15 protein-coding genes are annotated in these 19,275 nt (G+C 50.9%); 8 read left to right on the forward strand and 7 right to left on the reverse strand.

The features are described 5' to 3' along the window. Nucleotides 1-31 precede the first annotated feature (31 nt). The 4 genes from lpdA to pdhR form a co-directional block, all read right to left on the reverse strand. Nucleotides 32-1,456: a dihydrolipoyl dehydrogenase gene (lpdA, locus tag A6301_RS19230; protein ID WP_107168006.1), complete on the reverse strand. Its 1,425-nt coding sequence runs from the start codon at nt 1,454-1,456 to the stop codon at nt 32-34. A gap of 236 nt (nt 1,457-1,692) precedes the next feature. Further along, the gene (gene aceF / locus A6301_RS19235) at nt 1,693-3,579 is read right to left on the reverse strand and encodes a pyruvate dehydrogenase complex dihydrolipoyllysine-residue acetyltransferase (protein WP_234258515.1); all 1,887 of its coding nucleotides are present in this window, start codon (nt 3,577-3,579) and stop codon (nt 1,693-1,695) included. Nucleotides 3,580-3,593: 14 nt separating this feature from the next. Next, the gene (gene aceE, locus A6301_RS19240; protein WP_107168004.1) at nt 3,594-6,257 is read right to left on the reverse strand and encodes a pyruvate dehydrogenase (acetyl-transferring), homodimeric type; all 2,664 of its coding nucleotides are present in this window, start codon (nt 6,255-6,257) and stop codon (nt 3,594-3,596) included. Nucleotides 6,258-6,400: 143 nt separating this feature from the next. Next, nucleotides 6,401-7,165 (reverse strand): pyruvate dehydrogenase complex transcriptional repressor PdhR, encoded by a 765-nt coding sequence (gene pdhR, locus A6301_RS19245; RefSeq protein WP_137740032.1) that lies wholly within the window; start codon nt 7,163-7,165, stop codon nt 6,401-6,403. A 658-nt stretch (nt 7,166-7,823) separates the two neighbouring features. Here pdhR and A6301_RS19250 point away from each other — a divergent pair. Continuing rightward, on the forward strand, nt 7,824-9,182 hold the full coding sequence (locus A6301_RS19250) for an amino acid permease (RefSeq protein WP_205540261.1): 1,359 nt from the start codon (nt 7,824-7,826) through the stop codon (nt 9,180-9,182). Between the two features lie 80 nt (nt 9,183-9,262). Here A6301_RS19250 and ampE read toward each other — a convergent pair whose 3' ends face one another. Together ampE and ampD are read right to left on the reverse strand one after the other, a co-directional pair. Further along, the gene (gene ampE / locus A6301_RS19255) at nt 9,263-10,123 is read right to left on the reverse strand and encodes a beta-lactamase regulator AmpE (RefSeq protein WP_234258516.1); all 861 of its coding nucleotides are present in this window, start codon (nt 10,121-10,123) and stop codon (nt 9,263-9,265) included. After that, nucleotides 10,120-10,695, reverse strand: coding sequence for a 1,6-anhydro-N-acetylmuramyl-L-alanine amidase AmpD (ampD, locus tag A6301_RS19260; protein ID WP_107168000.1), 576 nt, complete (start codon nt 10,693-10,695; stop codon nt 10,120-10,122). Before ampD ends, ampE begins: the two co-directional genes overlap by 4 nt. 399 nt (nt 10,696-11,094) lie before the next feature. Here ampD and A6301_RS19265 point away from each other — a divergent pair, with 399 nt between their 5' ends. From A6301_RS19265 to hofC, 5 genes are all read left to right on the forward strand, one after another. Then, nucleotides 11,095-11,955: a nucleoside-specific channel-forming protein Tsx gene (locus A6301_RS19265; protein WP_205540262.1), complete on the forward strand. Its 861-nt coding sequence runs from the start codon at nt 11,095-11,097 to the stop codon at nt 11,953-11,955. Between the two features lie 144 nt (nt 11,956-12,099). Continuing rightward, a complete protein-coding gene (gene nadC, locus A6301_RS19270; RefSeq protein WP_234258517.1) occupies nt 12,100-12,990 on the forward strand; it encodes a carboxylating nicotinate-nucleotide diphosphorylase in 891 nt (296 codons plus the stop codon). 325 nt (nt 12,991-13,315) lie between these two features. Next, entirely contained in the window at nt 13,316-13,762 is a 447-nt protein-coding gene (gene ppdD / locus A6301_RS19275) for a prepilin peptidase-dependent pilin (RefSeq protein WP_234258518.1), read from the forward strand. 2 nt (nt 13,763-13,764) lie between these two features. After that, complete coding sequence (gene gspE / locus A6301_RS19280; protein ID WP_234258519.1) at nt 13,765-15,237, forward strand: type II secretion system protein GspE; 1,473 nt, start codon at nt 13,765-13,767, stop codon at nt 15,235-15,237. Further along, the gene (gene hofC / locus A6301_RS19285; protein WP_234258520.1) at nt 15,234-16,439 is read left to right on the forward strand and encodes a protein transport protein HofC; all 1,206 of its coding nucleotides are present in this window, start codon (nt 15,234-15,236) and stop codon (nt 16,437-16,439) included. Before gspE ends, hofC begins: the two co-directional genes overlap by 4 nt. A gap of 87 nt (nt 16,440-16,526) precedes the next feature. Here the strand turns inward: hofC and A6301_RS19290 are convergent, their stop codons facing one another. Then, complete coding sequence (locus A6301_RS19290; protein WP_107167994.1) at nt 16,527-17,567, reverse strand: GMP reductase; 1,041 nt, start codon at nt 17,565-17,567, stop codon at nt 16,527-16,529. A 292-nt stretch (nt 17,568-17,859) separates the two neighbouring features. Here A6301_RS19290 and coaE point away from each other — a divergent pair, with 292 nt between their 5' ends. Next, entirely contained in the window at nt 17,860-18,486 is a 627-nt protein-coding gene (coaE, locus tag A6301_RS19295; protein ID WP_107167993.1) for a dephospho-CoA kinase, read from the forward strand. Beyond that, entirely contained in the window at nt 18,479-19,231 is a 753-nt protein-coding gene (zapD, locus tag A6301_RS19300; RefSeq protein ID WP_107167992.1) for a cell division protein ZapD, read from the forward strand. The genes coaE and zapD overlap by 8 nt, the downstream gene beginning before the upstream one ends. Nucleotides 19,232-19,275 lie beyond the last annotated feature (44 nt).

Here is a 19,275-nt window from a genome sequence, read left to right on the forward strand (position 1 = left end):
CCGGATTCTGATTCATCGAACGCGAGTAAACTTACTTCTTCTTCGCTTTCGGGTTTGGCAGGTCAGTAATGCTACCTTCAAAGATTTCAGCCGCCAGACCAACAGACTCATGCAGCGTTGGGTGCGCATGGATGGTCAGTGCGATATCTTCTGCATCACAGCCCATTTCAATCGCCAGACCGATTTCGCCTAACAGTTCACCACCGTTAGTCCCGACAATCGCACCACCAATAACACGGTGAGTTTCTTTGTCGAAAATCAGTTTGGTCATACCGTCAGCGCAGTCAGACGCAATAGCACGGCCAGACGCCGCCCATGGGAAGGTCGCGGTTTCGTAGCTGATGCCTTTCTCTTTGGCTTCTTTCTCGGTCAGACCCACCCAGGCAACTTCTGGTTCGGTATAGGCGATAGAAGGAATCACTTTCGGATCGAAGTAGTGTTTCTTACCGGAGATCACTTCAGCAGCAACGTGGCCTTCATGCACGCCTTTGTGCGCCAGCATCGGCTGACCGACGATGTCGCCGATAGCGTAGATGTGTGGCACGTTGGTGCGCATTTGCTTATCAACGTGGATGAAACCGCGATCGTCAACTTCCACGCCCGCTTTGCCAGCATCCAGGTTTTTGCCGTTCGGTACACGACCGATAGCCACCAGAACCGCATCGTAACGCTGTGGCTCGGCTGGCGCTTTTTTGCCTTCCATCGTCACATAGATGCCGTCTTCTTTGGCTTCTACTGCCGTCACTTTGGTTTCCAGCATCAGATTGAACTGCTTGCTGATACGTTTGGTGAAGACTTTGACGACATCTTTGTCAGCGGCTGGAATCACCTGATCGAACATTTCAACAACGTCGATCTGTGAACCCAGAGCATGGTAAACGGTACCCATTTCCAGACCGATGATACCGCCGCCCATCACCAACAGACGACCTGGGACGCTTTTCAGCTCCAGTGCATCGGTAGAATCCCATACGCGCGGGTCATTATGAGGAATGAAAGGCAGTTGGATAGGACGTGAACCCGCAGCAATAATCGCATTATCGAAGTTGATCGTCGTTTTGCCGTTTTCACCGTCAACTTCCAGCGTGTTGGCACCCGTGAATTTGCCCAGACCGTTAACGACTTTAACTTTACGGCCTTTAGCCATACCCGCCAGACCACCGGTCAGCTGGGTGATAACTTTTTCTTTCCACAGGCGGATCTTATCAATGTCGGTTTTAGGTTCACCGAACACGATACCGTGTTCTGCCAGTGCTTTGGCCTCTTCGATAACTTTGGCAACGTGCAGCAGGGCTTTGGAAGGAATACAGCCCACATTCAGACACACCCCACCCAGCGTGGAGTAGCGCTCTACCAGTACGGTTTCCAGACCCAAATCCGCCGCGCGGAATGCAGCAGAATAGCCTGCGGGGCCGGCACCAAGTACCACTACCTGAGCTTTAATTTCAGTACTCATCATGACCTCTTAATTGATTTCCGGCGGGTCTGTGACGTCACACCCGTCATCATTCTGATTGAGGGTGCATTTTTAATAACGCCCTCTTCCACCGGGACGTGTCTTTGCCGCAGTAGTTTACAAAATCGTTAACAATTTTGAAACAACAAGCGACTAACGATTTGTCCTTGATCACTGACCGCTGTAACAAATTACAGCTTATCAGAAAAAAGCCGGCCGTCAGGCCGGCTTTTCGATTACATCACCAGACGGCGGATGTCAGACAACGTGTTGTTAATGATGGTAATGAAGCGAGCACCATCAGCACCGTCAATGACACGGTGGTCGAAGGACAGAGACATCGGCATCATCAGACGCGGAGTGAACTCTTTACCATTCCAGACCGGTTCCATCGCGGACTTAGACACACCAAGAATAGCGACTTCCGGCGCGTTGACGATCGGCGCAAAGTGCGTAGTCCCGATACCGCCCAGGCTGGAGATAGTGAAGCAACCACCCTGCATTTCGCCTGCGGTCAGCTTACCGTCACGGGCTTTCTTGGAAATCGCCATCAGTTCGCGAGACAGCTCAGTGATGCTCTTCTTGTTCACGTCTTTAAAGACCGGAACCACCAGACCGTTCGGGGTATCAACCGCAACACCGATGTTGATGTATTTCTTCAGCGTCAGACGTTGCGCGTCTTCAGACAGGGAACTGTTGAAGCGTGGCATCTGCTCAAGCGCAGCGGCAACGGCTTTCATGATGAAGACAACTGGGGTGAATTTCACATCCAGTTTGCGCTTCTCAGCTTCGGCGTTCTGCTGTTTACGGAACGCTTCCAGATCGGTGATGTCCGTTTTATCGAAGTGCGTAACATGCGGGATCATCACCCAGTTACGGCTCAGGTTAGCACCAGAAATTTTCTGGATGCGACCCAGTTCCACTTCTTCAACTTCACCAAACTTGCTGAAGTCAACTTTCGGCCATGGCAGCATGCCTGGCAGACCGCCGCCAGCGGCAGCAGCTGGCGCAGACTCAGCGCGTTTCACGGCATCTTTCACGTAAGTCTGAACGTCTTCGCGCAGGATACGGCCTTTACGACCAGAACCTTTCACTTTCGCCAGATTCACGCCGAATTCACGTGCCAGACGGCGGATAACCGGCGTCGCGTGAACGTAAGCGTCATTCTCGGCGAAATCGCTCTTGCCTTCCGCTTTCGCAGCCGGTGCAGCAGCAGGTTTTGCCGCCGGAGCTGGTGCAGCAGCCGCTTCTTGCTTGGCAGCCGGAGCCGCAGCAGGTGCAGCGCCTTCTACTTCGAAGACCATGATCAGTGAACCGGTTTTCACTTTGTCGCCGGTGCTGATTTTGATTTCTTTAACCGTACCCGCGAACGGCGCAGGGACTTCCATCGAAGCCTTGTCACCTTCAACGGTGATCAGTGATTGCTCAGCCGCGATTTTATCGCCAACTTTAACCATCACTTCAGTCACTTCGACTTCGTCACCGCCGATATCCGGTACGTTAACTTCTTTAGCGGCAGAGGCCGCTGGCGCAGTTGCTGCTGGAGCAGCGGCTTGTGCCGGAGCGGCAGCAGGTGCAGCACCCGCCACTTCGAATACCATGATCAGAGAACCGGTAGAGACTTTATCGCCGGTGCTGATTTTGATCTCTTTAACCGTACCTGCGAAAGGTGCCGGGACTTCCATAGACGCTTTGTCGCCTTCTACGGTGATCAGAGACTGTTCAGCAGCAACGGTGTCGCCCACTTTAACCAGTACTTCGGTCACTTCAACTTCGTCACCGCCGATATCCGGTACGTTGACGTCTTTCGCCGCAGAGGCTGCTGGTGCAGCAGCCGGAGCCGCTTCTTTCTTCTCTTCTGCCTTAGCAGGTGCAGCATCAGCTGCACCGTCGGCGGAATCGAAAATCATGATCAGTTTGCCGGTTTCAACTTTGTCACCGACAGAGACTTTGATCTCTTTAATGACACCAGCCTGCGGAGAAGGGACTTCCATAGAAGCCTTATCACCTTCAACCGTGATCAGCGACTGTTCAGCTTCAACCTTGTCGCCCACCTTCACCAGCACTTCGGTGACTTCAACTTCATCTGCACCGATGTCCGGTACGTTGATTTCGATAGCCATGTAATCTTTACCTCTTATGCCAGACGCGGGTTAACTTTATCTGCATCGATGTTGAATTTAGTGATGGCATCAGCAACCACTTTCTTATCGATTTCACCGCGTTTAGCCAGTTCACCCAGAGCCGCAACCACGACGTAAGACGCATCCACTTCGAAGTGGTGACGCAGGTTCTCACGGCTGTCAGAACGACCGAAACCGTCAGTACCCAGTACGCGGTAATCGCTAGCCGGGATGAAGTTACGGATTTGCTCAGCAAACAGCTTCATGTAGTCAGTAGATGCAACCGCTGGCGCATCGCTCAGTACCTGAGCCACGTAAGGTACGCGCGGCGTTTCGGTCGGATGCAGCATGTTCCAACGCTCACAATCCTGACCTTCGCGAGCCAGTTCAGTGAAGGAGGTTACGCTGAATACGTCAGAACCGATGCCGTAGTCTTTAGCCAGAATCTGAGACGCTTCACGTACGTGACGCAGGATAGAACCAGAGCCCAGCAGCTGAACTTTACCTTTGCTACCTTCAACCGTTTCCAGCTTGTAGATACCCTTACGGATACCTTCTTCCGCACCCTGCGGCATCGCAGGCATGTGGTAGTTTTCGTTCAGCGTGGTGATGTAGTAGTAAATGTTCTCTTGCGCTTCGCCGTACATACGGTGCAGACCATCATGCATGATCACCGCAACTTCATAGGCGAATGCCGGATCGTAGGAGAGACAGTTCGGGATAGTCAGCGACTGAATGTGGCTGTGGCCATCTTCGTGTTGCAGACCTTCACCGTTCAGCGTTGTACGTCCTGAAGTACCACCGATCAGGAATCCACGCGCCTGTTGGTCACCCGCAGCCCAGCACAGGTCGCCGATACGTTGGAAACCGAACATAGAGTAGTAGATGTAGAACGGGATCATTGGCAGATTGTTGGTGCTGTAAGACGTTGCCGCCGCCAGCCAAGAAGAACCTGCACCCAGCTCGTTGATACCTTCCTGCAGAATCTGACCTTTCTGGTCTTCTTTGTAGTAAGCAACTTGCTCACGGTCCTGCGGGGTGTACTGCTGGCCTTTCGGGCTATAAATACCGATTTGGCGGAACAGACCTTCCATACCGAAGGTACGCGCTTCGTCAGCGATGATCGGAACCAGACGATCTTTGATAGATTGGTTCTTCAGCATCACGTTCAGGGCACGTACAAACGCGATAGTGGTAGAGATTTCTTTGTTCTGCTCTTCCAGCAGCGTGCGGAAATCTTCCAGCGTTGGCAGCTCAAGCTTCTCATCAAAGTTCGGCTGACGAGATGGCAGGTAACCGCCCAGTGCCTGACGACGTTCGTGCAGGTACTTGTACTCTTCGGAATCTTTATCGAAGGTGATGTACGGCAGGCTTTCGATGTTTTCATCGCTCACTGGCACGTTGAAGCGGTCACGGAAGTAACGTACGCCGTCCATGTTAACTTTCTTAACCTGGTGAGCGATGTTCTTACCTTCCGCCGCGTCGCCCATACCATAACCTTTAATGGTATGCGCCAGAATAACGGTTGGTTTGCCTTTGGTGTCCTGCGCTTTTTTCAGTGCAGCGTAGACTTTCTTCGGATCGTGACCACCACGGTTCAGTGACCAAATCTGATCGTCGCTCCAGTCTTTAACCAGTGCAGCCGTCTCCGGGTATTTACCGAAGAAGTGCTCACGCACGTAGGCACCATTTTTGGATTTGAAGGTCTGGTAGTCACCGTCGACGGTTTCTTCCATCAGTTGGATCAGTTTACCGCTGGTGTCTTTACGCAGCAGTTCGTCCCAACGATCGCCCCACATCACTTTAATCACATCCCAGCCAGCGCCGCTGAAGATGCCTTCCAGTTCATTGATGATCTTACCATTACCCGTAACCGGACCATCCAGACGTTGCAGGTTACAGTTGATAACGAATACCAGGTTGTCCAGTTTTTCACGGGTCGCGATGGTGATCGCACCTTTGGATTCTGGCTCATCCATTTCGCCGTCGCCCAGGAAGGCATAAACGGTTTGCTTAGAGGTATCTTTCAGACCACGGTTTTCCAGATACTTCAGGAATTTAGCCTGGTAGATAGCACCAATCGGGCCCAGACCCATAGAAACGGTCGGGAACTGCCAGAAGTCAGGCATCAATTTAGGGTGCGGATAAGAAGACAGACCGTTACCGTGAACTTCCTGGCGGAAGTTGTTCATCTGGTCTTCTGTCAGACGGCCTTCAAGGAAGGCACGAGCGTAAACGCCCGGAGAAATGTGGCCCTGGAAGTAGACCAGGTCGCCGCCGTCCTGCGCAGTGCGAGCACGGAAGAAGTGGTTAAAGCACACTTCATAGAAAGTAGCGGAAGACTGGAAAGAAGCCATGTGGCCACCCAGATCCAGATCTTTTTTCGAAGCACGCAGCACTGTCATGATCGCGTTCCAGCGGATTGCTGAGCGAATACGACGTTCCAGATCCAGATTACCAGGGTACTCCGGTTCGTCTTCCACTGCGATGGTGTTGATATATTGGCGTGCAGCCGTACCAGCAGCAACGCTGACACCGCCTTTACGCGCTTCACCCAGAACCTGATCTATCAGGAACTGAGCGCGCTCAACACCCTCTTCACGGATGACCGATTCGATCGCCTGCAGCCAGTCGCGGGTTTCGATCGGATCCACGTCATTATTTAAACGATCTGACATGGTTATTCCTTATCTTCTCTAATAAGTTGGTTTGTTGGAGCCTGTCTTCATGCATTCTGGCTTATATTTGATCATAAGCAAAACGCATGAAGACAGGCTCATCGTCGTCATTGCCGCATTCAGAGCACCAAAAATATGGGTACTCAGTCCTTGCGTTGCTGGAGCCGACGCAGCGATCTCTCGCGCCGACTATGTTCCCGGTTAAGATCCAGCAATACTTCCTCAATAAACGCCAGATGGCGGTGTGATGCTTCGCGCGCCTTCTCTGGCTCACGGGCAACAATCGCCTCAAAAATGCTGGCGCGATGAATGCTAACCTGAGCCAACACTTCACGGCTCAAATAAAGCAATTCAAAATTCTGCCTCACGTTCTGTTCGAGCATCGGCCCCATACAACGTACCAAATGCAACAAAACCACATTATGCGTGGCTTCTGTTACAGCAACCTGATACTGCATAACGGCTTCTGACTCGGCGTCTAGATCGCCCGCTTCCCTCGCCTTCTCAATCACGGCATGACAATCCCGGATACGCTGCAAATCAGACTCTGTGCCACGCAACGCCGCATAGTAGGCAGCAATGCCTTCCAGCGCATGACGCGTTTCCAGAAGATCGAACTGTGATTCGGGATGTGTGCTCAGTAATTCTGCCAGCGGATCGCTGACGCTTTGCCATAGATTGGCTTGAACGAAGGTACCACCACCCTGACGGCGCAAAAGTAAACCTTTGGCTTCCAGGCGTTGAATGGCTTCTCTCAGAGAAGGGCGGGAAACATCGAACTGTTTTGCCAGTTCGCGCTCCGGTGGGAGCTTCTCGCCGGGGCGCAAGGTTCCCTCAAGGATCAGAAACTCCAACTGCTTTTCAATCACATCTGACAGTTTGGGCTGACGGATCTTGCTGTATGCCATGGTGAATTCTTCTCTGCGAATGGCGCGGAGTCAATTGGTAATACCAATTTCAAAAACGTGACGCTAAAGTAACAAAGTATTCACCTTCTGTCCATAAGGACCTTGAGCTAAATCACCAATCCCACCAGATTTTAACAAATGCACGAGAAACATGCGGCAAAGTGATAGCCCGCCTGTGGTATTACCATTAATCCCCCCTGTCTATATTTTAACTTTTTTGAAACGTAAAGCAGGCGGTGCTGAACCGTTTAAATGCACAAATAATGAATTTTTATTCAAAAAATAAGGATTTTTATTCTTATAAAGATAGCGTGATTACCAGTAGCCCTCTATCGGGGTAAACACTATTTTTACAGCGGGGATAAACAGGCAATAAAAGGGAGTAAGCCCAAAGAGGTATCACCTTTCAAATTCCCCACCTATTTCTCATCATCAGGAGTTCAATCGAAGAGAGATAAAAATTTTGATGTGACGATAGTTTTTAATTATCAGGCTATAAGAAATCAGTGCAATCTTGCGCACTTACCACTATTCTTTGGCAAACGGTAGAGAGTTTCTTAATTTAAGAAAAATCAATCCGTAAAAATAAAATTACACAAACGTACAGTCAATAATACGCAGCGTATTTTTTACTTGCACAGGCAGAGGGTTAAATTTGATGGATAATCAACAAACGGACGGCACGCTAAAGCGTGGTTTGAAAAACCGTCATATTCAGTTGATTGCCTTGGGTGGCGCGGTAGGTACTGGCCTCTTTCTTGGTATTGCACAAACAATCAAAATGGCCGGACCATCAGTCCTGTTAGGCTATGCGATTGGCGGACTGATCGCGTTTCTCATTATGCGCCAACTGGGCGAGATGGTGGTTGAAGAACCGGTAGCCGGATCGTTCAGCCACTTTGCTTATAAATATTGGGGCGACTTCGCGGGCTTTGCATCTGGATGGAACTACTGGGTACTGTATGTTCTGGTCGCCATGGCTGAACTTAGTGCTGTAGGGATTTACGTCCAGTACTGGTGGCCAGATATTCCGACCTGGGTATCCGCCGCGGTGTTCTTCCTACTGATTAACGCTATCAATCTGGCGAACGTCAAAGTCTACGGTGAGATGGAGTTCTGGTTTGCCATCATCAAAGTCGCTGCGATTATTGGCATGATCGTCTTCGGCGGCTGGCTGTTGCTCAGCGGTACAGGTGGGCCGGAAGCCACCGTGACCAACCTGTGGGCGCAGGGCGGATTCTTCCCGAATGGCGGGCTTGGTCTGGTGATGGCGATGGCCGTAATCATGTTCTCATTTGGCGGGCTGGAACTGGTGGGGATTACCGCGGCAGAAGCAGATGACCCAGAGAAAAGTATTCCACGCGCGACCAATCAGGTGATCTACCGTATTCTGATTTTCTATATCGGTTCACTTGCTATCCTGCTGTCGCTTTATCCGTGGGGAAAAGTTGTAGAAGGCGGTAGCCCGTTCGTCATGATCTTCCATGAACTGAACAGCAACGTCGTAGCTACGGTACTGAACATCGTGGTATTGACCGCAGCACTGTCGGTTTACAACAGCTGTGTTTATTGCAACAGCCGCATGCTGTTCGGGTTAGCAAAACAGGGTAATGGCCCGAAAGTGCTGGAGACCGTCGATAGCCGTGGCGTACCCGTTGTCGCAATCGGTATTTCCGCACTGGCGACAGCACTCTGCGTGCTGATTAACTACCTTATTCCCGGCAAAGCATTCGAGCTATTAATGGCGTTGGTCGTGTCTGCTCTCGTGATTAACTGGGCGATGATCAGTCTGGCGCACCTGAAGTTCCGTGCACAGAAGGACAAAGAAGGTACGGTGACCAAGTTTAAAGCGTTGCTGTATCCGCTGGGTAACTACCTCTGCCTGCTGTTCCTGGCGGGGATATTGGTCATCATGTTCCTGACGCCGGGCATTCAGATTTCCGTCATGCTGATCCCGGTCTGGCTGGTTATTCTGGGCGTGGGCTACTTCATCAAAAAGAAAAATCAGCTTAAGTAAACCTCTGCCTTAACCACATTTTCTCGATTCAATGGCCGACCTTGTCGGCCATTATTTTTCCTACCAACGCCCAAAAAACATCAGACCAGCGCACCGTATATCGTCAGAAGCGCGACAACCACCACCAGCACCAGCGTCACTTTTTTCGCCAGCGTCACGGCGGCTTTGGGCGTTTCTACGGGCTCGCTATGGGATTCACGCGCCAGAGAAAATTGAGCCAACTGAGTTAACACCCAATATTGCGAACTGCGAGAGTCCCCTAGCGATGCGAACCAGGCAGGCAACGCTTTTTCACCATGTCCCAGCAACGCGTAAGCCGCACCAGCCAAACGAGCGGGAATCCAGTCGAGCCAATGCAACAAACGATCGACACCAGACTGCGCACGTTCCAGCGGCGTGTTATGCCGAGCAAGCCAGGTTTGTCTGGCGCGCAAAAACGCATACCCCACGAGAGCAACCGGCCCGTATGGTCCTGCGGCAACGAACCAAAACAGCGGAGCCAGATAAAACCGGAAATTTATCCATAGCAATGCATTTTGCAGCTCTTTTAGCTGCTCGCTTTCACCAGCACCAACGGGTAAACCGTGAATCAACGCCAGTTCCGCCGCCATTTCCCGGCTGGCATCCGCCTCGCCGCGCTGTGCAGCCTGCAAATAACGTCGATAGTGTTGGCGAATCTCACCCGCACCAATGCACATCAGGCTGATAACAATCCACAGCAAAAGAGAAATCAGGCCAAACAGAATGCCACTCGTTAGCCACAGCAGTCCCACCACAATTCCCATGCTGCATAACGTCAGGAACAGCGTTTGAAATAAAGAGGGAGAGGGAGAGGGAACGTGTCGGAATACAACGTCAAGCCGATGATCGATCTGCCAATGCTCCCCCTGTTTGAACAACCGTTCCCATGCCAGCGTAAGCAACAGTGTAAACAGCGTCATTGATCGAGACTCCCTTTGTTTTCTTTCCAGTTTTCTTGTAGCAGACGATGATAGCCGTCCCAGTCAAATGCCGGACCGGGATCGGTTTTACGGCCCGGAGCAATGTCGCTATGTCCGGTAATTCGAGACGGTGTAATAGGATAAGCCCGCATTAATAGGCGTGTAATCATAACCAGTGAGTGATACTGCTCCATGGTAAAAGGCAGCGTATCCGTACCTTCCAATTCAATACCAATAGAGAAATCATTACAGCGTTCACGACCTTCAAACACCGAAACACCGGCATGCCAAGCGCGCTGATCGAAAGACACATACTGCGTGGTTTGCCCATCGCGACGAATAAGGCAATGTGCAGCGACGCGTAAATGGGAAATATCGGCGAAATAAGGATGCGCAGTGGGGTCCAATGTCGCCGTAAACAGCTGGTCAATGTACGGACCGCCAAACTCACCGGGCGGTAGGCTGATATTGTGAATCACCAGTAAGGAAGGCACCTCGTTATTCGGGCGACCATCATAATGCGGCGAAGGCGTGTGTGTAATGTCGGATAACCAGCCATTTTCCAAAAGCATCGGCGATAACCTCGCATCGTATCGTTTGCCGGCTGAATCAAGCGAAAAATCAATTGGAGCTAAAAGTCCTCGGCTCCAAGATACCATGTTTCACGTCATCCTATCTATCCAACTGGATATCAATAGATTTTACCGTTCGTTTTGTAATGTTTTAGCCATTTTCCTGCCTTTTTCGACTTTCACATCTTTTTTAGCAAGATAAAATCCCAACCTCATTGTGTGATTAAAGTCACATTACAAATGTAATAACACAATAAAAAGCAATCGTTTTCGTGCATTGCGTCTATTTTTACTTAAAATGCATGGCAAAATTATCTCCTGATTTTTTTTGATATTACCAAAATTTATTTTGCGGTCTTACGCTCGGCGTAAATAACGTCTAACACTATGGTACTTAACATGAAAAACACTTTCGCCGCAGGCACCTTGCTCGCACTGTCATGCTCAATGCCAGCTCTTGCCGACAGCAATAAAGCTGAATACCTCTCCGACTGGTGGCACCAAAGCGTTAACGTCGTCGGCAGCGCCCATACGCGTTTCGGACCGCAACTGAACAGCACGACCTACCTGGAATATGAAGCATTTGCGCGTAAAGACTGGTTCGATTTCTACGGTTACGCCGATGCGCCTAAATTTTTTGGTGGCGATCCCGACAGCCGTGGCATTTGGGACAAAGGCTCCCCACTGTTTGTCGAGATCGAACCACGCTTCTCGATTGATAAACTGACGGGAGCTGACCTGAGCTTTGGTCCGTTTAAAGAGTGGTACATCGCCAATAACGTTATTTACGATCAGGGGCGCAACAGCGGTTCACGCCAAAGCACCTGGTACATGGGGTTAGGTACCGATATTGATACCGGTACCGACCTGTCGCTATCACTGAACGGCTATGCCAAATACCAATGGCAGAACTACGGTGCAGCAAACGAAAATGAGTGGGACGGCTACCGCGTAAAAGTGAAATACTCCTACCCGCTTGGCTCTCTGATGGGCGGTAACGTCTCGTATATCAGCTTCACCAATTTTGATTTCGGTTCAGAACTACGTGATAAATCGAATTCAAGCCGCACTAACAACTCCATTGCCTCCAGCCATATTCTGGCACTGGGTTACGACCACTGGCACTACTCTTTCGTCGCACGCTATTTCCACAACGGCGGCCAATGGGCTGATGGCACAGAGCTCAATTTCGGCAAAGGTCCGTTTGAAGTGAAATCTACCGGTTGGGGCTATTACCTGGTCGTCGGTTACAACTTCTAAGATGACATCTCCTTTCCGGCGACCACGCATGTTCGCCGGAAAGTTAAAGAAAGTAATACATTGAATTACAAAGACTATTCATTCTGGATGTCCTGATATAAACAAGGTAGCATAGACCTCCGAATCCCCCTTCGGAGTTTTGTCATGTCAACGCGTCGCTACAGTCAGGAACAACGCCAACAAGCCTTGCTCGCCCGTATTGCACAAGATATCCCCGCCAGCGTGCAACTGGCCTTGCGTGAAGATTTAGGTGGCATCGTCGATGCTAATCAAGACATTACCGCGCTTCTGCTCCCCGACAACGAGACCGTCAGCGCACGCATTATCACGCGTGAAGCAGGTGTATTCTGCGGCACGCGCTGGCTTGAGGAAGTCTTTTCTCAATTAGGCAACACGACCACGATCGTCTGGCACGTTGCCGATGGCGAGGCTATCACGCCCAACCAAACGCTGTGTGACATCACGGGGCCAGCCAAACAGCTCCTGACGGGCGAACGTACTGCGCTGAATTTCCTGCAAACGCTGTCCGGTGTCGCCACTGAAGTCAGCCGCTATGTTGCCGTATTGCAGGGAACGCGTACTCGACTGCTGGATACGCGCAAGACGCTGCCGGGGCTGAGAACCGCGCTGAAATACGCCGTATCCTGCGGTGGCGGAGACAACCACCGACTCGGTTTATCCGACGCCTTCCTGATCAAGGAAAACCACATCATCGCCGCGGGCTCAATCAAAAATGCGGTAGAAAAAGCACAGTCTTTACGCAGCGATGTTCCGGTAGAAGTTGAAGTCGAATCACTGAATGAGTTGCAGCAGGCGCTAGAGGCTGGTGCCGATATCATTATGCTGGATAATTTTAGTCTGGATAATATTCGGGAAGCGGTTGGCTTGGCACAAGGCCGTGCGCTACTGGAAATATCCGGCAATGTCACGCTCGACACGCTACGTGGCTATGCAGAAACTGGCGTGGACTATATCTCCGTGGGTGCATTAACCAAACATGTACAGGCACTGGATTTATCCATGCGCTTCATCTAATCGCTCCTCTATTTCTATCGGCGAGGTGCTATTTCGCACCTCGTTCACCTCTCGACATATCATTCTCTCGTACACCATCGTAACAACACAAACTACGAATCCCGCGCGGACTTCCTGTCCCAACAGCGTGAAAATTGCGTCTCTGCTCGCAAAAAACTTTCAATCCTCTGCAAGTCGCTAAAAACATGTCGTAGCGCCTTCCTGTTTCACATTTTCCTGCTCGTCAGCCTTCGCTCCCTTTCCTATGCTGCCGCCATCCGTATGGATTTATGTACCGCAATATTTATGTGCCACAAAATTTATATGCAACAACAGGGAAATCAACATGACAACACAACAAGGATTCACACTGATTGAGCTGATGATCGTGATTGCGATCATTGCTATCCTCAGCGCCATTGGCGTCCCCGCCTATCAAGGTTATCTGCAAAAGGCGGCGCTCACAGACATGCTACAAACGATGGTGTCTTATAAAACGCCAGTCGATCTCTGCGGCCTGGAAAATGCGGCGTTTACGGCCTGCAACGCAGGTAATCAGGGAATTCCTGGTAGCAAATCTTCACGCTATGTCAGCGCCGTTAGCGTCACACAAGGAGTAATTACGCTCACTGGGCAATCTACTCTGCAAGGGCTACGCGTTATTCTGACGCCAACGTGGGATACCGAAACTGGTGCTTCACGCTGGACGAAAAATTGTGCCACAGATAACGGCGCAGAGAGCCTGCAATCTGCCTGTCAGGACGTTTTCCGTTTTGATAATACGGCGGGTTAATCATGACAGACTCGTCCTTCTCCTCCGAGCATACGCTCAGCGAGTTACAGACGTTGTGCCGGCGTTATCAGGCATTATTGCTCAGCATTGATGAACAAACGCTGTCGGTAGCCGTCACGACCTCCCCTTCGGCGGAAATGATTTCCGCACTGCGTTTTGCCAGCAATCGCCGCATTATGGTGGAACAGTGGCCGCAGGCCAAAATGGAACAACAGCTTAACCCCGTGAACGCCGTTGCCGAGCCAGTAGAAACCTATCATGCCAGTATTCATCACGCCAACGTAGGGCAGCAGGATCATGATGACGATTCCCCTGTTGCGCAATTTATCCATCAAACGCTACGCCTCGCCGTTCAGCGGCGCGCTTCTGATATCCACTTTGAGCCGCAACCAGACAGCTACCGTGTGCGGCTACGCATTGATGGTGTATTACAGGTCATATCCGCGCCACCTCCAGAGCTGATAAGCCGAATTACCGCACGGCTAAAAATCATGGGTAAGTTGAATATCGCCGAACGACGGTTGCCGCAGGATGGTCAATTCAGCCTAACGTTGGATCAACAGTCCTACTCGTTACGTATCGCCACCCTCCCCGTGCAGCAGGGAGAAAAAGTCGTATTACGTATTTTACAAACGCACCAACAGGAGTTGGCGCTGGACAAACTCGGTCTTGGCGAAAAAGCATTACAGCAGGTTATCAGTGTGCTGAACGCCTCACAGGGAATGCTGCTAGTCACCGGTCCTACAGGGAGTGGTAAAACCGTGACGCTTTACAGCGCAATACGCTGGCTTAACGAGTGCAGTCGCAATATCTGTAGCGTGGAAGATCCGGTCGAAATTCCCTTACAGGGAATCAATCAAACGGCAATCAATCCCAAAGCGGAACTAGGCTTTGGGAGAATTTTACGTGCGCTGCTGCGACAAGATCCAGACGTCATTATGATTGGTGAAATCCGCGATGCTGAAACCGCTGAAATTGCGGTAAAAGCCGCACAAACGGGCCATCTGGTCATGTCCACGTTGCATACCAACTCTGCGGTCGAAACGCTAACTCGTCTCAATCACTTGGGCATTCCTGGATATCTGTTAGCTTCGGCGCTTAAGCTCATCATCGCACAGCGGCTTGTGCGTCGACTATGCCCACACTGTAAAACCCAAGGAGAACCGCTACTCTCACTGCCAAAAAATATATGGCAAGGACCACTGAACCATTGGCAGGCCAGCGGTTGCAGCCACTGCTTCTCTGGTTACTATGGTCGTGTCGCGCTCTATGAATTACTCCCCATCACGCCAGATTTTCAGGCTGCATTAGCAGGCAACGCCAGCATTGGGGAATTATCTGCCCTATCGCAAGGCTCTGGTTTTCCGACACTGCTGACCGCGGGGCTCGAACGGGCCAACGACGGCCTAACCTCACTTGTTGAAGTCTATCGTGTTGTCGGCGATGAGTGGTCGATGAATCAGGAGATACAATGAAGTTAGCGCGCTTATATCATTGGCAGGCAATCACATCCGAGGGCGAATTTGCTGACGGCACACTGATTAGCACGCACCGCCAGCACGCCTATGCCAACTTGATTGCCCAAGGCTACCAGCCGCTCATCGTAAAGGCTGGCCATTATCTGTCACCCCGCTACTGGAAACGCGAACAGCTAGGTGAGTTAATCAAACAGCTTGCGGCTCTACTACAAGCTGGATTGCCTCTGCTGGAAGCATTAAAATTGGTGTCAGAGCAGCATGAGCGCCCCGGTTGGCGCTGCATATTACGCGACGTTCGCACTCATGTTGCTCAGGGAAATTCGCTGTCTGAGGCATTGCACGGCTACCCTCATATTTTTCCCGTCCTGTATCGATCCCTCATTGCCGTCGGTGAATTGACGGGAAAACTAGATATATGCTGCCTACAGCTAGCTCAACAACAAGAGAAGCAGTCCAGACTGCAACAAAAAGTCATCAAGGCGCTACGCTATCCCTGTTTTGTTTTGCTCATTGCAATGCTGGTCAGCATGATGATGTTACTGCTGGTTCTCCCCGAATTCGCAACACTCTACTCCTCGTTCAATACGCCATTGCCGTGGTTTACCCGGCAGTTACTTCATCTAGCCGATCTCCTCGCTGGCTACGGGTTCCTTGGGCTATTGCTTATTAGCTGCCTAATATTGGGATATGCCCGACTGAGACAGCAAAGACCATTATGGAAAACCAGAGAACAAGAATGGCTGCTGAGGCTCCCTGTGGTATCCAGTTTGCTACGTGGTAAATCACTGAACCAGATATTCAATATTCTGGCCATGACTCAGCATGCCGGTTTAACGCTTCCTGAGGGGCTGGATGCGGCCGCCACGATCCGTCATCCGCTTTATCAGGCCGCGATTCAACAGATACAAGAGCAGCTGCATCAGGGCACGTCGCTATACCATGCCACACAGCATCACACCACGTTGTTCCCCGCACCGTGTCCGCAGTTGATTCGGGTTGGTGAAGAAACCGGGGCACTGGATGCAATCTTTATACAGTTAGCAGAATGGCATGAAAGGCGGGTACAACAACAGGCCGACATGCTGACACAAACGCTGGAGCCGTTATTGATGATGGTCGTCGGGGGAATGGTCGGGGCGCTAGTGATTGGCATGTATTTGCCTATCTTCCAGTTGGGGAATGTATTGGCCGGTGCCTGAACCAGCCAATACATGCACGACAACGTCTACAAATCAAACCACATAACCACTATTAAGAGCGGAAAGACGGAATGTGAAAACGTATCACTATCCGTTAAAAATACGATTTTCCTGCTCGGCCACGCGGATAAACGTTGTACGTTTCGTCAGTTCCTTCAAGCGGGATGCGCCAACATAGGTACAGGCCGAACGCAATCCGCCAAGAATATCGCGGACGGTATTATCTACCGGACCGCGTAATGGCAGCTTCACGGTTTTTCCTTCTGCGGCACGGTACTCAGCCACACCACCGACGTGACGCTCCATCGCAGATGCGGAACTCATACCGTAGAACAACATCATCTTCTCACCGTTTTCTTCAACGATAGTACCTTCACATTCATCATGCCCTGCCAACATGCCGCCCAGCATGACAAAATCGGCACCGCCGCCAAAGGCTTTCGCGACATCGCCGGGCATAGCGCAGCCACCATCGCTCACAATTTGCCCGCCGAGGCCATGTGCCGCATCGGCACATTCAATCACGGCGGAAAGCTGAGGGTAGCCAACGCCCGTTTTAACACGCGTTGTGCAGACAGAACCGGGGCCAATACCGACTTTCACGATGTCCGCCCCAGAGAGAATAAGTTCTTCCACCATTTCACCCGTTACCACATTTCCAGCACAGATAACCTTGTCTGGACAGGCCTCACGCGCTTTTTGCAGGAACGTCACAAAGTGCTCAGAATAGCCATTTGCTACATCGATACAGATAAATTTCAGCTCTGGCGACAGCGCCAAAATCTGTTTTAACTTGATGAAGTCAGCGTCAGATGTTCCGGTCGAGACCATGACGTGGCGTAATACCGATTCTGGTGCTCGCTGCACAAACTGGGACCATTGCTCGACAGAATAGTGTTTATGGACGGCTGTCAGAACATCAAAAGAGGCCAAGACTTCCGCCATACTAAACGTACCCACGGTATCCATATTAGCGGCGATAATCGGAACACCAGACCAGTTGCCACCAGCGTGGAGGAAGGTGAATTGACGTTCTAGTTCAACGTCAGAGCGGCTTTTCAGCGTCGAACGCTTTGGCCGGATGAGAACGTCTTTAAAGCCTAACTTTAAATCTTCTTCAATACGCATGAGGTTCGAGTTCCTGGTGAGTGACGGCGGAATGCTCAGTATCGTTACTGGGCATAATCATTTCTAAAAAAATAATGCCCTTTACCAGTGACGTTATCATACGCAGGAATAATCCTGCGGCAAGACTGCGATTTTCACTTTATTTGGGATAAAATCAGAAAAATTTACCTATCGCCTAGCAGGGTGATAGTGTGGAGCAAACTGCGGTTTATGCTTGATTGGGTTCAGGGGACGGGAATGAATTCCTCGCCCTTGAAGATAGTAAAAATGTTAACTTTTCAACACAGGTGCAATGACATACATCGTAGCCTTAACGGGCGGTATTGGCAGCGGAAAAAGCACCGTAGCCGATGAATTTGCCAAATTAGGGGTCACTATCGTTGATGCGGATATCCTCGCACGACAGGTAGTCGAACCTGGGAAACCCGCACTGGATGCCATTAAGCACCGGTTTGGCGATGCCGTGCTCAATGCCGATGGTTCATTAAACCGTACCGCACTACGTCACCGAATTTTTTCCTCACCAGACGAGAAACAGTGGCTGAATAATTTGCTCCATCCGTTGATCCATCAGGAAACACAGGCCCAGTTTCACGCCATATCTACACCGTACATTCTGTGGGTCGTCCCTTTACTGGTAGAAAATGGGTTACAGCAGCGAGCACAGCGTATTCTGGTCGTTGATGTAGATAGAGACACACAGCTTGAACGCACACTGGCCCGTGATGGCATCAGTCGGCAGCAAGCGGAAAACATACTGGCAGCACAGGCAACCCGAGAACAGCGCCTGGCTTATGCCGATGATATTATTGATAACAGTCGTTGCCCAAGCGAGTTGGCTCCACAGGTTGCGGAATTACACCGCCATTACCTGGAGCTAGCCGCTTCCGCAGCCGACAGGATGACTAAGAATGAGTGACGCTTCCTCAACGATTTTATTTGAATATCCGCTCAACGAGAAAACGCGTACCTGGTTGCGTATCGAATCATTATTGCAGCAGCTGCATCAAAACCATTCTCTGACTGACATGGGGAGCGCTCTGACATTTTTTCGCGCCGTCGCCGAGCTGCTTGATGTGCTGGAACGCGGAGATGTGCGTACCGAGTTGCTGAAAGAACTGGAGCGCCAACAGCAAAAATTGCTGCAATGGAGTGATGTACCAGGTGTAGACATGGAACGCATCCACACGTTGCGGCGTCAGTTGAAAGATCTGGCCAGTACGCTGATGGCAGCACCGCGGATGGGGCAGTTCTTACGAGAAGATCGTCTGATTAGCATGGTTCGTCAGCGACTAGGTATTCCCGGCGGGTGTTGCAGTTTCGACTTACCAACGCTACATAGCTGGTTGCATCAACCTCAGGCGCTACGTGAGAAACTGGTTTATGGCTGGCTTAGCTCTTTATCACCACTTAAACAAGCGCTGGACATGATCCTGGAATTGATCCGTCACTCCGGCACGTTCCGCCCGCAAACCAGTTTGAATGGCTTCTTTCAGGACAATGCCTCAGATGCAGACCTGCTACGCTTGCGTCTTGAACAGGCACATCAACTCTATCCACAAATATCCGGTCATAAGACACGCTACGCCATCCGTTTCCTGCCATTAGATAGCGAAAACGGCCATATTCCGCCTCGTTTAACGTTTGAACTGGCCTGTTGCTAGACTCAGCACAGATAAACGAAAACGTGTTAAGTACCAAATAGAGT

It is taken from the genome of Pectobacterium sp. IFB5596, assembly GCF_021432585.1.
In the GTDB taxonomy this organism is placed as follows: domain Bacteria; phylum Pseudomonadota; class Gammaproteobacteria; order Enterobacterales; family Enterobacteriaceae; genus Pectobacterium; species Pectobacterium punjabense.